Genomic DNA, 15,331 nt, shown 5'->3' with positions numbered 1-15,331 from the left:
TCAAAATAGCATAAACAACTTGTTATTTTTTATGATGATGTTCTGCATTATGATAATGATCCCGTATTAAATCTCTTCCAAAATCTCCATCAAAATCTCGCCATACCGTATGAATGTGATTTGCACCATTTTGCGTATTATCAAATTCTATTAAAAAAGACTTTCCTTGAATTCTATAATAATGCCCAATACCTTTAACTTGTGCACCCGCCCAAGCAAATTTTATATATTCAAACTCTTCGTTGTTAATCTTTTTTTCGCGTGCAATGGCTACATCCCTTGGTATTGAACTTAAATATTCTTTTAATAACTCTTTCAGTAAGGTCTTTTGGTTTGAATTCAAATTCCTTACTTCAATACCAAAAGGCTCCAACGGATTTACTTTAGACGCATTCCGTGTTAAAACATCAGGGAAAGCAACATTATTGAAAATTGCCTCTTTCTTTTGGTCTTCTGTAAGTGTATTTAAAAGTTCAAAGGCTAAATCTTCTTCTTTATCAAGTATTCTTTCACCCTTTCTACTGCCACTTGGTATATTACCAGGGTTAGCTCCAAAAAATCTGGGTGCGGTAGCTAATGTTCCATTAGCTACCGTAAAGTTTAATGATAAATGATGACCTTCAAAAGACCATGACCATAAACTATCTGTTTTAGGATGTCCATAAATACACAAATAATAAGCTCCGGTGTCTCTATAAGATGGATTGCCACCTAATTCTACTAGAACATTTTCCAATTCTATAACGTCTTGCGTTTTCTTATAACCAGACTTACTTAAAAAAGATTTAAGCATATTAGAAAAAGCTATTTTTTGGCTTTTATTTAAATCACCTATTTTTAAACCTTTTCTTGGCCATGATGCGGCTGGTAAATAATGCCATTTTTCTCTAGAAGTATCATCAAAAGGTATTAGAACTTGATCTAACTGTTTTTCATCTAAAGTATTCAAAAACTTAGTTGTTTCATTGGTGTTATTTAAACTTATAAAACATACAGCTATTACTACTAGAGATAACGTTATTATTAGCTTTTTCATGGTTTAAATAAATTAATTTGTTAGTAGAATAAAGTTGACTTCAATTGTTTATAGCCCGAAAGTTAAGTTTTATTATGAAGCATTAGTTCTAATAAGACTAGACTAGGATTTACTTTACCAAATACATCCCAGCAAAAACAGCCAAAAACCCAACTACAAAACTCGCAATGGTATAAATCGCAAAACTCATGAAATCACCTGATTTTAAAAACACATGATTTTCGTAAGCAAAAGTAGAGAAGGTAGTAAAACCACCGCAAAACCCTGTAGCTAATAACAAGGTGTTATTCTGTGAAAGCGCATCATTTTTAGCGGCTAGCCCTAAAATTATACCAATAAGGAGACTTCCTAAAATATTAGCAGCAAATGTACCGTAAGGTATCCTGGTTTCAGTACTATTTAAAAATTTACCAATTATATATCGCAACACACTGCCGACACCACCACCTAAAAACACCAATAATACTTGCTTCATAAATCTACTTTAAAGCAATATAAATTTCGGTTAACCAATCTGCCGGATTAGGATATTGCATGGGGTCATTAGTATAAGCTTCAAGCATTGGTCCATTTTCATCGGTCTTCAGATTGTTTTCGGCAATATGTTTCATACTAGTTTCCCAAGCTTCTTTTAAGTTTTCATAATTACCCTTAAGTGTAGTTTTTAAAGCCTTAAAGGATGGTAATTTTCCTGTGAGGATGTCTGGCTCTGTAGAAATTACTTTATTTATAGTAGGAATACAACAAGAAAACATCACTGTATTGTTGGCTTCATCCCATTTATGGTATAAATTAAAAGGTGCTCCAGCCATTTTAATGTTATTTTTCATAGCATAATCCCCCAGCTTTGGCATCATTTGCTGTATGTGCTTAGGCATATCTGGAATTTTACAGGATACCGTATTGTAAATATAAAAGCCACCACTGTGTTCAGTAACACCGTTTACAGTAACACTATATTTTTTCATATCCGCAACCAAAATACTATCTAACTTCTCTAAACTGCGCTCGTAATGCGGACCAATTTGTTTTTCCATACCGCCCATAAAAGTGGCAAAGGCTTTAAATCCAAAAGGTAAATCCTTACCAGAAATCGTCCAAGTGGTTTCAGTTGTGCCATCTTGGTTAGGTGTAAAACTCCATGTAATATCAGAAGGCGGAAAATCTGCAAATTGCATTTCCTGGTTTATCGACTCGTTTGGTATGGCTTTAGTGGTTTTCATGGTGCCAATACCATCCTTATCTTCCCATTGGTAAGAGCTTCCAACTCCTGATGTCTTTTCGGGATATGTAATTTTCATATCAGGATCTGCCTCAACCCAAGAAGACCATGATTCCCAATTCTTATAGTCAATAACCTTATTATAAACTACAGGCGCTGGTGCATTTATGGTTTTGGTTCGGGTAACTTCAAACGAATTAGGCTGTACCGCTATGTAAATAGCAAGCCCAATAATGGCGATAAGCAGCAGAAAGAAAATATACTTTAAAGCTTTCATTTTTATAGGTTTAGTTTGTTTAAAACAAATATAGTTATTTTTGAAATTTAGATTTAGAAATTGTTACATTTGTTAAGGCTAATTTAGTTTTTCGATAACAAAATTTCGATATTTTACGTTAATCAATAATCAAAATTGGATAATTGACCTATATTCTGAAAATAATTTAAAATTCAAAATAACCTTATGAAACTAAAATCTGTATTACTGTTTTTGGTAGCTCTAATGATTTTGTCTTGCGGAAATGACAAAAAAGCTACTAACGATGATAGCAAAACCGAAGTAAAACAAGAGTTTGACTATAATGTTGAGCAATTTGCTGATATTAAAATATTGCGATACCGAATTCCAGGTTGGGATAAACTCTCCTTAAAAGAGAAAAAACTAGTATACTATCTTACACAAGCAGGATTATCTGGTCGGGATATTATGTGGGATCAAAATTATCGTCATAACCTTACAATCAGAAAAGCTCTTGAAAATGTATATAAAAATTATAAAGGCGATAAGTCTTCAGAAGATTGGAAAGCATTTGAAACGTATTTAAAGCGTGTTTGGTTTAGTAATGGTATTCACCACCACTATTCAAACGATAAGCTAAAACCAGAATTTTCGGCAGATTATTTAAAAACCTTATTATCAGAAACCAATACATCATTAGAGGGTGAGCCGTTTGATGTGATTTTTAATGATAAAGATAGTAAGAAAGTAAATCAGGCTAAAGGTGTGGATAACGTAGCGCTTTCTGCTGTTAATTTTTACGGACCAAACGTTACCAATGCTGATGTTATCAATTTCTACAAGCAGAAAAAATCACCAAACCCAGATAAGCCTTTATCCTTTGGCTTAAACTCTCAACTGGTAAAAAAAGATGGTGTTTTAAAAGAACGCGTTTATAAATCTGGCGGTTTGTATGGTGAAGCCATTGATGAAATAGTTAAGTGGTTAGAATTGGCAAAAGGTGTTGCAGAAAACAAAGCCCAAGGCAACGCTTTAGGTTTGTTAATTGAATATTACAAAACAGGCGATTTGCAAACTTGGGACGATTATAACGTTGCATGGACTGCTGCTACTGAAGGTAATATTGATTATATCAATAGTTTTATTGAAGTGTATAACGACCCATTAGGGTATAGAGGCTCTTACGAAACTATTGTACAGATTAATGATTTTGATATGTCTCAAAAGATGAAGGTATTATCGGATAACGCACAATGGTTTGAAGATAATTCTCCGCTGATGGACGCTCATAAAAAGAAAAATGTGGTAGGCGTTACCTATAAAGTGGTAACTGTAGCCGGAGAAGCTGGAGATGCCTCACCAAGTACCCCAATTGGCGTGAATTTACCCAATGCAAACTGGATAAGAAAAGAAGTGGGTAGTAAATCTGTTTCTTTAGGTAACATCATTGAAGCATACAACAATGCCGGAAGTTCAGGACGCTTAAAGGAATTTGTGCATGATGAAGAGGAATATCAACTTGAAAAAGAGCATGGGCAATTAGCCGACAAGCTACATACCGCACTTCATGAAGTAATTGGTCATGCTTCCGGACAATTAAACCCAGGAGTAGGAGAGACCAAGGAAACGCTTAAAAATTATGCATCTACTTTAGAAGAAGGACGTGCAGATTTAGTGGGGCTTTACTATTTGTACAATCCAAAACTACAAGAATTAGGCTTAGTTGATGATTGGAAAAAAGTGGGAATGGCAGCATACGATGGCTACATTAGAAATGGATTGATGATGCAATTAATTCGCTTGAAATTAGGAGACGATGTTGAAGAAGCGCATATGCGAAACAGACAATGGGTATCTGCTTGGGTGTTTGAAAAAGGAAAAGCCGATAACGTTATTGAAAAGGTACAACGAGATGGTAAAACATATTTCAACATTAATGATTATGATAAATTGCATGATTTATTTGGAGAATTATTAAGAGAAACCCAACGTATAAAATCTGAAGGCGATTATGCAGCAGTTGAAGCGTTAGTTGAAACGTATGGTGTAAAAGTAGATCAAAGTATACACGCCGAGGTATTAGAGCGCAATAAACAATTTACTTCAGCCCCTTATAGTGGTTTTGTAAACCCAGTTTTAGTAGCAGATATGGAAAATGGTGAAGTTACTGAAATACGTGTTACTCAGCCAGAAACATTTGCTGGACAGATGCTAAATTATAGTGAAATTTATAATTTTTTACCTGAAGAGAATTAGGCAAACAATACATATAAAAATTAAAAAACAGAACCTTGATTAAGGTTCTGTTTTTTTATTAACACTAAAAGCTAATAGTATTAAATTAACAACAATGAGTAAGCTAATTATTAGTAATATTTTCATGTTGTTGCTGTTGATGTTATCAATTAGATGCAATTTTTTTTAAAAGGTTGCGTCATGAAACCTATTTTATTTATAAAACAGTTTACTTTTAGTTTTTCCTAGTATAGCATATCAAAAGAATTATCAAAGGTGCTTTTAAAGTTAGTTTGTTTATTATAACATCATTAATTTGTATTTTTAGTAAAAATTGCATTCTTGAAATTAATCCATTTTACAAAAAAGGGACTGTATTGTATTCCTGGAAAATTCTATCTAGACCCTTGGTATCCTGTAGATTATGCCGTAATATCGCATGGACACGCAGATCATGCTAGGTGGGGCATGAAGCGTTATTTATGCCATCATCACTCTAAGCCTATTTTACAGCATCGTATAGCTTCAGATATCAACATTCAAAGTTTAGGTTATAATGAACCATTACTAATTAATGACGTTAAAGTGAGCTTTCACCCTGCAGGACACATTATAGGCTCTTCTCAAATCCGATTAGAATATAAAGGATTTGTTGTTGTATTTACGGGTGATTACAAAACAACTTCAGATAATTTAACTATACCTTTTGAACCTGTGAAGTGCCATGAATTTATTACTGAGAGCACTTTTGGTTTACCTATTTACAAATGGCTACCAGAAGATGTTTTAAAACAACAAATGCATGATTGGATAGCTACAAACCAGTCTAATAATAGAACTAGCGTATTTTTTGGATATTCTTTAGGAAAAGCGCAACGCATTATGAAAATGCTTGATGGTGTGGATGAACTATTTGCACACCGTGCTATTGTAAATTTAAATGAAGCTATCGAGACCTCCGGCATTAAATTATCGAAAACGAAATTAATTACAGCCGGCTTTGATAAAAAAGCGATACAAAACAAAATAGTGATTTTACCACCATCCTTACTAGGTTCTCGATTGCTAAAACGTATTCCAAATGCTGCCACAGCAGTATGCTCCGGATGGATGCAGATACGCGGTAATAGGCGCTGGAAAGCAGTAGACGCAGGTTTTCCTGTAAGCGATCATGCCGATTGGGATGGGCTTCTAAGCGCTGTGAAAGCGAGTGAGGCCGAAAAAGTTTACGTAACTCACGGCTCACAGGCAATATTTAGTAAGTATTTAAATGAAATAGGAATTCCTGCAGCTGAGGTTAAAACCGAATATGGTGAAGAGCAGTTAAACGATGTAGAAGCTACTGAAACTACCAGTGTATGAGAGACTTTGTAAACCTCATTAATACAGTAGAAATCACAAATAAAACCAATGCCAAAATTCAGGCTTTGGTAGACTTTTTCGAAAGCGCAACGGATAAAGATAAACTTTGGCTCATTGCTATTTTTACTGGTAAACGCCCTCCCAGACCAGTAAAAACCTCATTAATGAAACAGTGGTGTATGGAACGTGTTGCTATTCCTGAATGGTTGTTTTTAGAGAGTTATAGCACTGTTGGCGACTTAGGGGAAACATTAGCACTATTGCTTCCAGAGCCAACACATCAAATTGATAATACTCTAGATGCTTGGATGCAAGATGTTATTGCCTTAAAACCAAAAACCGAAGAAGAGAAAAAAGATTTTGTGCTTAATGCTTGGTCTGGCCTCAATATGCAAGAGCGTTTTATTTTTAATAAACTTATTGGAGGTAGCTTTAGAATTGGTGTATCTAAAAAAACGCTTGTAAATGCTTTAGCGAAAGTTTCAGGAATAGATGCAAACCAGTTGATGCACAGTATTATTGGAAATTGGGATATTAATACCATTACTTTTGACGCGCTTATAAGTGGTGCACATATCAACTATGATAATTCTAAACCGTATCCTTTTTGTTTGGCTTATGCTTTAGAAAAAGAATTGAAAGATTTGGGACAACCTAAAGAGTGGCAAGTAGAATACAAATGGGATGGCATACGCGGACAAGTGGTAAAACGCAATGGCGAAATCTATATCTGGTCTCGTGGTGAAGAATTGGTAACCCAACAATTTCCTGAAATTGAAACGGTGATGCAGCAGTTTGATGATGATTTTGTAATAGATGGAGAAATACTTGCACTAAAGGATAGTAATGTTTTATTATTCAATGATTTACAAAAAAGATTAAATAGAAAAAATATTTCAAAAAAATTATTAGAAGAGGTGCCTATCGGTTTTTACGCGTATGATGTATTGGAATACAATGGAGAGGATTTAAGAAATTCATCATTAGAAAAACGAAGGACTATTTTAGAGAAATTATTCGCAAGTATAACACTTCCTAATCATATTAAATTATCACAAATCATTGCATTTGATGATTGGGATGTTTTAGGGGAAATTCGAGAAAATGCGAGAGGTATAAATTCTGAAGGCTTAATGTTAAAGCAAAAGGCGTCTCCCTATCATGTTGGACGTAAAAAGGGTGACTGGTGGAAATGGAAAGTAGATCCCTTAACTATTGATGTTGTGATGATTTATGCGCAAAAGGGGAGTGGCAGGCGCAGTTCCAAATACACAGATTATACTTTTGCAGTAAAAAAAGACGATGGTTTAGTTACTGTAGCCAAAGCCTATTCAGGTTTAACTGATAAAGAAATTACCGAAATATCTAGATGGGTGAATAAAAATGCTATTGAAAAATTTGGCCCTGTAAGAACTGTAAAACCTGAATTGGTATTTGAAATTGCTTTTGAAGGTATAGCGCTTAGTAACCGCCATAAATCTGGTGTAGCGTTGCGTTTTCCTAGAATTAAACGCTGGCGAAAAGATAAAACTACTGAAGATATAGATACTATCGCTTCAGTTAAAAGCTTAATACACGCACAGTGATGGGAAAGTTTGAAGAAAGCGATGGCTTTAAAATTATCTACAATTACTTTGAAGACAGAGAACAATCCCCGTTTCAGTTTCAAATAAAAACGTGGAAAAAATATGCTTCTGGTCATTGTGGTGTCGTGGTTGCACCTACAGGCTTTGGTAAGACATTCTCGGTATTTTTAGGAGTGCTAATAGATTATTTAAATCATCCTGAACGCTATAAAAAGGGGCTAAAACTACTATGGATAAGTCCACTAAGATCCCTAGCAAAAGATTTAGCAAAAGCCATGAAAGCTGCAGTAGATCAGATTGGTTTAGATTGGGAAGTACAGGTCCGCAATGGCGACACACCACAAAATGTAAGGCGACAACAAGAGCGCTTAATGCCAGATATTTTATTGACCACTCCCGAAACCATGCATTTACTCTTTTCGCAAAAGAAAAATTCACGATGGTTTACAGCGTTGCAGTGCGTAGCTGTAGATGAATGGCATGAACTGCTGGGAAACAAACGTGGCGTACTTACGGAGTTAGCTATTTCGAGACTATTAACCATAGTGCCAAACTTGAAAATCTGGGGCATTACCGCTACCATTGGTAATTTAAAAGAAGCCATGGATGTCTTAATTCCTTATGCAGATAAAAAAACCGTAATGATTACCGCTAAAGAAAAAAAGAAGATTAAAGTGGTATCTGTATTGCCAAATGAGGTAGAGGTATTGCCCTGGGCAGGTCATTTAGGAAAATCGTTAAGTTCGAAAATAATCCCTATTATTTACGAAAATAACACCACACTTATTTTTACAAACACACGAGGCCAAAGTGAATTATGGTACCAAATTATTTTGGAAGCTGCTCCCGAACTTGCAGGCCAACTCGCTATTCATCATGGTTCCATAGACTTAAAGTTACGCCACTGGATTGAGGATAACATTGCAGAAGGTAACTTAAGAGCAGTGATTTGTACATCGTCTTTAGATTTGGGTGTGGATTTTAAGCCAGTAGATTGTATTATACAAATAGGATCTGCAAAAGGAGTTGCACGATTTATACAACGTGCTGGTAGAAGTGGGCATTCTCCTTATGAGGTTTCAAAAATATACTTTGTACCAACACACTCCTTAGAGTTAATTGAGGTAGCAGCATTAAAAGAAGCCCTTAAAACTGGTAAGATTGAAGAACGCCAACCTATGGTATTGTGCTACGATATTATGGTGCAATTTCTAGTAACTCTGGCAGTTGGTGAAGGTTTTCATGCTGATGAAGCTTATAAGATATTAAAACAAACCCATGCTTTTTCATATTTAAATGAAGATGAATTTAACTGGGGCTTACAGTTTATCACTCAAGGAGGTTCAACATTAAAAGCTTATGAAGAATTTCATAAAGTCATAAAAGATGAAGACGAACTATATAAAGTAAAAAGTAGGCGTATCAGCATGCTGCACCGTATGAATATTGGTGCCATAGTTAGTGATGCTATGCTACGTGTAAAGTACATGTCTGGTGGTTATATTGGAATGATAGAGGAGTTTTTCATTTCAAAATTAAAACCAAAATCAAGCTTTGTTTTAGCTGGTAAGACGCTAGAATTGGTGAAGATTAAGGATATGACCGCCTATGTAAAAAAGAGTAAGGCTAAAAATGCTGTAACACCAAGTTGGTTAGGAGGGAGGTTGCCACTATCGTCACATCTAAGTCATTATCTAAGAATAAAACTTGCTGATGCCCTGTCTCCTGGTATTCGGGAGCGAGAACTCAAGTTTTTGCACCCACTTATTTCTAGGCAATCAGCACATTCTCATATCCCACAATCAAATGAATTTTTGGTTGAACTTATCGAGACCAAAGAAGGGTTTCACTTGTTTATGTATCCGTTTGAAGGTAGATTAGTGCATGAAGTGATATCAGCATTAATAGCACACCGCATAAGTAAAATTAAACCGTTAACCTATACCATAGCCATGAACGACTATGGGTTTGAACTGTTAAGTGACCAACCGTTTCCTATTGATGAAAATAATATAGAGAACATACTCTCAAAAGAAAATTTGATGGAAGATGTAACTGCCAGTATTAATGCATCAGAGATGGCATCACGAAAATTTAGAGATATTGCGGTGATTGCAGGTTTGGTTGTACAATCTCGCCCAGGAAGTAGGCAGAACAACAAAAGTTTACAATCCTCATCGGGTTTAATATTTAGAGTCTTAGAGGATAATGAACCGCAAAATTTATTATTACGACAATCTTATACCGAAGTGTTTGACCAACAGCTGGAAGAAGTAAGATTACAAGCTGCGTTTGAGCGAATTTCTAAAAGTAAAATCATATTAAAACACGCCAAGAGTTTTACACCATTAAGTTTCCCCATTAAAGTGGATAGCCTACGAAATAGCATGAGTTATGAGAGTTTAGAAAAACGTATCGAGCGCATTAAGAAACAAACCCTTAAGGTGAACTAGAATATGACTATAGCTGCTAAAACCGTAAATATTCAGGGTGAAGTGCTTGCACTTACAAACCAACGATGTATATATTGGAAAGCAAAGGAAGCTTTAATTTTGTCCGACCTACATATTGGCAAAACTGCTCATTTCAGAAAGAACGGTATTCCAGTATCTTCAGAGGTGCTTCAAAAGGATTTACAGCGTCTAGAACAGCTCATTCACCACTTTAACCCAAAGTCACTAATCATAGTTGGTGATTTGTTTCACGCAGAACTTAATAAAGACGTGTTATTCTTCAAAAAATGGATGCAACAATTTCCTGATATTAACATCTCATTGATAAAAGGGAACCATGATAAAAATTCGTTTGAATTGTATGATGGTTTAAATATTGATTTACTAGATAATCAACTAGAACTACCACCTTTTGTATTTGTGCATGATATCAAAACCTATGCAGTAAACAAATTTTATATTTCAGGACATATCCACCCAGGTGTTCTCATAAAAGGCAAGGGAAAGCAACGTATAAAATTACCTTGCTATCAAATCATAAAAAACAAATTAGTATTACCAGCTTTTAGTGAATTTACAGGGCTGAATTCAAATACCAATATCGAAATAACCAGATGTTTTGCTATCACTAAAACTCAAGTTTTTGAGGTATAACCGTAGTTGTTAAAATTATACGAAACTAATGTTAAGAAGTCTTAAACCTCTTGACTTTTCTACTCTCAGTACTTATATTATAGTAAAAAAAAAGATTATGAGACATATATTTTTACTATTATTACTATCCTTTACGTCCTTAGCATTTGCGCAATATCCAGATACAACATATGAAAGCCCAGAAATTCGTAAAGAAGCGAAACAAATTGTACAGACTTATGATGCACAACTAGGTTTGGATGGCGCCCAAGAACCCATATTCCTTGACAAGATTGAAGATTATTTAGTATTGACGCATAATGCTAAAAAGAATTTGGACGGTAAAGAAGAGCTTGACGCGCTTACATCATTAATGGCAAAACAATCTTTAGATATGCAAGACATATTAACACGACCCCAGTTTCAATTGTACAAGAAAATTTGGCAAGATATCCAGCCCATCAAGATAATCACAGACGAATCAAAATAAAAATTAAGTGATTTTTGGCGTTTCATCGTCAATTTTTGCAGTTCATATTGGCACTCGTTCAATGAACATGGGATTTTTGCGTTTTTCCGATTTTTTATGATATGGCTTACTTAGTTATTTAGTTTTGAGAAGATTAAATAATTAATGCCCCATGAAACAATTAATTACACTCCTAGTTTTTACAGCTTTTTTGGCTCACAGTAATGTTACTAATGCCCAAGAATATGCTGATAATTCCTTAAACAGTTCCAAGACCTATAAAAAGCGTCATGCCATATATGACTATACTGAAAAAGAATTAAACAGTACAGATACCATTCCAGGTTTTGGCATTCAATCTGAAAAACTTAAAATCACAGGTACTATCTATTTGAGTGATGGTGTTACTCCTGCTAGTAATGTAATTTTTTACATTTGTCAAGCCGATGAGGAAGGTGATTACCATTCAGAAAAAGTAAACGGAAAACGTATTTTAAGACATCAAGGTTGGGTAAAGACCGATGAAAATGGTCAATATACGTTTTACACCTTTGTACCAGGAACCAATTGGGGGAGTAAAGCCTTAAAACAAATTCATGGCTATGTAAAAGAGCCTAATGATACTGATGTGTATCCTATAAACCATTTTGTTTTTGATAACGACCCGTTTTTAAGAAAATCATGTCGCAAAAAAATTGCAAAGCGTGGCATCAACAATATACTAAAGTTAGAGAAAGAAGACGATATGTTAGTGGGCATCCGCAACATCGTCTTACCCTCAAGTACACTAACGTATTAGTGTTTATTATGTAAACTGAAATCCCCGAACATTGGAAACGATGCCTCGGGGATTTTTTCTGTTTTCTATTTTGATTTAGTACACCTACTAATTGCAAGTTCCGGACAAAATTTCAAAATCCCCTGTTACAGTAATATCACCAGGGCTATTATCCTGCCTATCGTATTCAACATTTAATTTGCCTCTGTAAGTTACACAATCACCATTTTCAATAATTTGTTCAACATCTAATGTTCCACCAGCTTTTGATAAAAATATACCACTATCTGGAATACTCATACTTGAAATATGGTCTTTCGTGTTATTGTAAACAGTCATGGTGTATTGTTTCTGTTCAATAGGCAATGGTAATGTAAATGTAATTCTATAGCCTTCATCATTTCTAACATCTAAACGCACTCTATCTTCAAGGGTAATTACATCTGCACGATTCAAATCGACTTTAAGATTGGTAAAGCCAGCGCCGTCAATGGTTAGTGTTGAAAAAATGGTATTTAGTTGTTCGTCCATTATTTCTTCTTCTCCATCATCGCTATTAGAACACGCAGAGAACGATATAAAAATAGTTAAAAGGAATACGTTGTAAATGAGTTTTTTCATGGTTTTCAATATTTGGTTATACATATTTATATATCCATCGAAAACCTTTTAAAATGTCATCAAATTTTCTAACAATTATCAATCTCAAATTTTAACTCACCTTTATCCATAAAGATGACTATTGGTATTTTTTCTAAAGTGCAGCGTGGTTCTATCGTAAATCGTATTAGACCTCTTACAGTGAAATCTTCATCTGTCATTAACTTTATTTTCTGTGTGTAGGTTGTATTTTCGCGTACCCAATTTACTTTTCCGTTTACAAATGGGTGAGGATCGTTTTCTTCTTTCGTTAAAGGGTATTCGATAAGACCATCAATAAGTTTAATATCTGGTGATGTTTCAAGTTCTATGGTAAATTTACCCTTAAAATCCCTCGTAGAATTTGGGGATATAAAATAGGCGCCCTGTATGAGTTCCATATCTACAATAAGGTTATACCTATTATCCCAACTAGGTTGTAGGCGTAAACTAGTTTTGTATGGGTTTGATGTTGGCGAGAAGGCTTCAAAAGCTAACAAATACATTGGGGCATATTGTGTTTGGTTCTCCGAGTGCTTGATGTTTTGTACTATTTCTTTCTTTTTAGACTGGCAATTCCATAGTAATACCGCCAGAAGACATAATGCTGTTCTTTTCATTTTTTGATGATTTAAAAATTACATGTGTAAAACTATAAGGACTTGTGCCTAAAAGTGTCAAAAAAATGTAAAAGAAGTGTCAACCATTGTAAAAATTGAAGAAATTGTATGTTATTTACATCAGATTATGATTAAAAGCACATTTTTTATGAAACAGATTGCTACAGCTATTGCTTTTGTGTGCTTCTGTTTTTCCTGCACAAATGATAGCATTAAACATTCAGACAAGCGCATTAAAATAGCACTACGCGATATTGGAGATAAGTTATTACTGATGAGTAAAGATTCCGTATCTGTAGTAAAACCTGTTATTGCTTTAACAGATAATACCTATCAGTTGTCTTTTGAAAAAGCATTGGTAATCAATCCTGATAGCTTAGTTAGCACAGTTAAAACTAGTTTTAAAAAGGCAAATATATCTGAACATTATATTACCGAGGTACTGGAATGTCATCGGAATGAAGTAGCTTACAGCTATGAAATAAAATTTGACATGGAACAAAGTCTTGTGCCTTGTAGTGGCAGGGAATTACAAAAGGCATGTTATACCATTCAGATTCAGTTTACTGAACCAGTGATTAAAGTTAGTAAGTTGTTTTATGTTTTTGCTCCACTAATTTTAGTGGCAGTTGCCTTTTTTCTTTTTAGGAAGAATCCAAAATCTGAAGTAAAGTCTATATCAGGTGGTTTTAATACTATTGGCCATTTTAAGTTTTATCCAGAGCAGAATAAACTAGTAAAAGAGGCTGAAGAAATTACCTTATCTAAAAAAGAGTGCGAGTTACTTGCCATATTTGTGGCGCGTCCCAATGAAATCATCAAACGTGAGGAGCTGACAAAACGTGTTTGGGAAGATAATGGTGTAGTTGTTGGGCGCAGTTTGGACACCTATATTTCAAAACTGCGCAAAAAGTTACAGACAGATGAAACTATTAAACTTACTAATGTTCACGGCGTGGGCTATAAGCTAGAAATTACTTAAGGGTATTTTTCGATAACTAACTGCTGCCCAATTCTTAACACCGAATTTCTTTTAATTGTATTCACCTTACATAAAGAGGTAATGGTAACGTCATTTCGTTTAGAGATTCTAGATAGGGTATCTCCAGGTTTTACAATGTAAATTGAACGTAGTTTCTTTAAACTTGCAATTGCATCTTCTTCTGAAAGTAAAGGTTTTATTTTACTCTGACGTTTAGAACTGTGGGCGAGGGGCTGCGTCCATTTTTTGGTCAACCAAATTTCCTTTGCTCTTATGGCATTGTTTTCGTCAAACTTAAAGATGTATTCAGGATTGATGGATACACCCTTATAATTGACCACCAAATGTAAATGACTTCCTCTTGCGTTGCCAGAAATACCGCCTTTACCCAAATAAGCACCTTTCGCAACGGTATCATTCTCTTTTACGCCATATTTAGATAAATGCGCATAAACAGTTTCCAATCCGTTATAATGCCTTACTACTACAGTTCTTCCGTGCCCCCTCGTATATCTTGCCATACGCACAACACCGTCAAACATAGAATAAATACTATCACCCGTAATTAAATCGATATCAATACCTTTATGTGCTCTTCCCCGTCGCCGTCCGTAACGTGAGGTGATTACTTTTTTTATCCCGATAGGAGATGCATACGTGGAATCTTCAAAAGTTAATTGCAAAGGGAATTTTAAATCCTCAGCATATTTGTAGGGATTGTAAACAGTGCTTATCCAATATTCCCCTTTGATGTCCTTTTGTTCTATATGGATTGAATCAACTTTAGTAGGTTCTGGTACTTCTACAATATCAATTTCAATGGGTTGAAGGAAGTCGTATTTTTGAGCGTTTAGTTGCACGCCAATCAAAAAGAATACAAAACAAAATACTACTCGCATGAGGGTTAAAGCCGTATATTTAAGTAAAACGACGACAAAGATACTAAAAACAACGATAAAATGAATTAATTGGTATATCCAAAATGACAAAAGCGAGTACTTGAGTTACTCAATTCAAATATCATTATATTTGATAGCAAGTGATGAAACCAATTAAACATCTATTTCTAATACTTCTT

General features: G+C 34.7%; 14 protein-coding genes. 8 read left to right on the top strand and 6 right to left on the bottom strand.

The window, feature by feature from the left end; translation table 11 throughout:
* Positions 1–22 precede the first annotated feature (22 nt).
* The 3 genes from EYD45_RS02315 to EYD45_RS02305 all read right to left on the bottom strand — a co-directional run bounded on the left by EYD45_RS02315 (position 23) and on the right by EYD45_RS02305 (position 2,535).
* Positions 23–1,036: a DUF3500 domain-containing protein gene (locus tag EYD45_RS02315; protein WP_130962725.1), complete on the bottom strand. Its 1,014-nt coding sequence runs from the start codon at positions 1,034–1,036 to the stop codon at positions 23–25.
* Between the two features lie 109 nt (positions 1,037–1,145).
* On the bottom strand, positions 1,146–1,511 hold the full coding sequence (crcB, locus tag EYD45_RS02310) for a fluoride efflux transporter CrcB (RefSeq protein ID WP_130962724.1): 366 nt from the start codon (positions 1,509–1,511) through the stop codon (positions 1,146–1,148).
* A gap of 4 nt (positions 1,512–1,515) precedes the next feature.
* Positions 1,516–2,535 (bottom strand): SRPBCC family protein, encoded by a 1,020-nt coding sequence (locus tag EYD45_RS02305; protein ID WP_130962723.1) that lies wholly within the window; start codon positions 2,533–2,535, stop codon positions 1,516–1,518.
* 186 nt (positions 2,536–2,721) lie between these two features.
* Between EYD45_RS02305 and EYD45_RS02300 the strand changes: the two genes are divergently transcribed.
* The 7 genes from EYD45_RS02300 to EYD45_RS02270 all read left to right on the top strand — a co-directional run bounded on the left by EYD45_RS02300 (position 2,722) and on the right by EYD45_RS02270 (position 12,033).
* Complete coding sequence (locus EYD45_RS02300) at positions 2,722–4,752, top strand: dipeptidyl-peptidase 3 family protein (RefSeq protein WP_130962722.1); 2,031 nt, start codon at positions 2,722–2,724, stop codon at positions 4,750–4,752.
* A 321-nt stretch (positions 4,753–5,073) separates the two neighbouring features.
* The gene (locus EYD45_RS02295; protein WP_130962721.1) at positions 5,074–6,093 is read left to right on the top strand and encodes a ligase-associated DNA damage response exonuclease; all 1,020 of its coding nucleotides are present in this window, start codon (positions 5,074–5,076) and stop codon (positions 6,091–6,093) included.
* Positions 6,090–7,679, top strand: a complete 1,590-nt coding sequence (locus EYD45_RS02290; RefSeq protein ID WP_130962720.1) for an ATP-dependent DNA ligase — start codon at positions 6,090–6,092, stop codon at positions 7,677–7,679. Before EYD45_RS02295 ends, EYD45_RS02290 begins: the two co-directional genes overlap by 4 nt.
* The gene (locus tag EYD45_RS02285) at positions 7,679–10,132 is read left to right on the top strand and encodes a ligase-associated DNA damage response DEXH box helicase (protein ID WP_130962719.1); all 2,454 of its coding nucleotides are present in this window, start codon (positions 7,679–7,681) and stop codon (positions 10,130–10,132) included. Before EYD45_RS02290 ends, EYD45_RS02285 begins: the two co-directional genes overlap by 1 nt.
* A gap of 3 nt (positions 10,133–10,135) precedes the next feature.
* Entirely contained in the window at positions 10,136–10,786 is a 651-nt protein-coding gene (gene pdeM, locus EYD45_RS02280; RefSeq protein WP_130962718.1) for a ligase-associated DNA damage response endonuclease PdeM, read from the top strand.
* A 97-nt stretch (positions 10,787–10,883) separates the two neighbouring features.
* The gene (locus EYD45_RS02275; protein WP_130962717.1) at positions 10,884–11,255 is read left to right on the top strand and encodes a hypothetical protein; all 372 of its coding nucleotides are present in this window, start codon (positions 10,884–10,886) and stop codon (positions 11,253–11,255) included.
* Positions 11,256–11,406: 151 nt separating this feature from the next.
* The gene (locus EYD45_RS02270; RefSeq protein WP_130962716.1) at positions 11,407–12,033 is read left to right on the top strand and encodes a peptidase associated/transthyretin-like domain-containing protein; all 627 of its coding nucleotides are present in this window, start codon (positions 11,407–11,409) and stop codon (positions 12,031–12,033) included.
* Between the two features lie 87 nt (positions 12,034–12,120).
* Here the strand turns inward: EYD45_RS02270 and EYD45_RS02265 are convergent, their stop codons facing one another.
* Both EYD45_RS02265 and EYD45_RS02260 read right to left on the bottom strand, forming a co-directional pair.
* The gene (locus tag EYD45_RS02265) at positions 12,121–12,633 is read right to left on the bottom strand and encodes a hypothetical protein (protein ID WP_130962715.1); all 513 of its coding nucleotides are present in this window, start codon (positions 12,631–12,633) and stop codon (positions 12,121–12,123) included.
* 68 nt (positions 12,634–12,701) lie between these two features.
* Positions 12,702–13,271 carry a hypothetical protein gene (locus tag EYD45_RS02260; protein ID WP_130962714.1) on the bottom strand — a complete coding sequence of 190 codons (570 nt, stop codon included), beginning with the start codon at positions 13,269–13,271 and terminating at the stop codon, positions 12,702–12,704.
* Positions 13,272–13,419: 148 nt separating this feature from the next.
* On the opposite strand from EYD45_RS02260, the gene EYD45_RS02255 reads away from it, so the two are divergent.
* Positions 13,420–14,253, top strand: coding sequence for a winged helix-turn-helix domain-containing protein (locus EYD45_RS02255; protein ID WP_165453871.1), 834 nt, complete (start codon positions 13,420–13,422; stop codon positions 14,251–14,253).
* On the opposite strand, the gene EYD45_RS02250 is transcribed toward EYD45_RS02255, so the two are convergent.
* On the bottom strand, positions 14,250–15,152 hold the full coding sequence (locus tag EYD45_RS02250) for a peptidoglycan DD-metalloendopeptidase family protein (RefSeq protein WP_130962712.1): 903 nt from the start codon (positions 15,150–15,152) through the stop codon (positions 14,250–14,252). The two genes, EYD45_RS02255 and EYD45_RS02250, sit on opposite strands and share 4 nt — an antisense overlap.
* Positions 15,153–15,331: the final 179 nt, after the last annotated feature.

This window comes from Hyunsoonleella flava, from assembly GCF_004310325.1.
GTDB lineage: Bacteria > Bacteroidota > Bacteroidia > Flavobacteriales > Flavobacteriaceae > Jejuia > Jejuia flava.
Note: the sequence above shows the minus strand (reverse complement) of the source record. Positions and strands in the feature narration are given on the sequence as shown.

What these genes read in the sequence shown, in the direction of transcription:
- EYD45_RS02265 (WP_130962715.1), bottom strand. Translation starts at nt 12,633, where the DNA reads ATGAAAAAACTCATTTACAACGTATTCCTTTTAACTATTTTTATATCG.
- EYD45_RS02285 (WP_130962719.1), top strand. Translation starts at nt 7,679, where the DNA reads ATGGGAAAGTTTGAAGAAAGCGATGGCTTTAAAATTATCTACAATTAC.
- EYD45_RS02250 (WP_130962712.1), bottom strand. Translation starts at nt 15,152, where the DNA reads ATGCGAGTAGTATTTTGTTTTGTATTCTTTTTGATTGGCGTGCAACTA.
- pdeM (WP_130962718.1), top strand. Translation starts at nt 10,136, where the DNA reads ATGACTATAGCTGCTAAAACCGTAAATATTCAGGGTGAAGTGCTTGCA.
- EYD45_RS02290 (WP_130962720.1), top strand. Translation starts at nt 6,090, where the DNA reads ATGAGAGACTTTGTAAACCTCATTAATACAGTAGAAATCACAAATAAA.
- EYD45_RS02275 (WP_130962717.1), top strand. Translation starts at nt 10,884, where the DNA reads ATGAGACATATATTTTTACTATTATTACTATCCTTTACGTCCTTAGCA.
- crcB (WP_130962724.1), bottom strand. Translation starts at nt 1,511, where the DNA reads ATGAAGCAAGTATTATTGGTGTTTTTAGGTGGTGGTGTCGGCAGTGTG.
- EYD45_RS02315 (WP_130962725.1), bottom strand. Translation starts at nt 1,036, where the DNA reads ATGAAAAAGCTAATAATAACGTTATCTCTAGTAGTAATAGCTGTATGT.
- EYD45_RS02270 (WP_130962716.1), top strand. Translation starts at nt 11,407, where the DNA reads ATGAAACAATTAATTACACTCCTAGTTTTTACAGCTTTTTTGGCTCAC.
- EYD45_RS02260 (WP_130962714.1), bottom strand. Translation starts at nt 13,271, where the DNA reads ATGAAAAGAACAGCATTATGTCTTCTGGCGGTATTACTATGGAATTGC.
- EYD45_RS02305 (WP_130962723.1), bottom strand. Translation starts at nt 2,535, where the DNA reads ATGAAAGCTTTAAAGTATATTTTCTTTCTGCTGCTTATCGCCATTATT.
- EYD45_RS02255 (WP_165453871.1), top strand. Translation starts at nt 13,420, where the DNA reads ATGAAACAGATTGCTACAGCTATTGCTTTTGTGTGCTTCTGTTTTTCC.
- EYD45_RS02300 (WP_130962722.1), top strand. Translation starts at nt 2,722, where the DNA reads ATGAAACTAAAATCTGTATTACTGTTTTTGGTAGCTCTAATGATTTTG.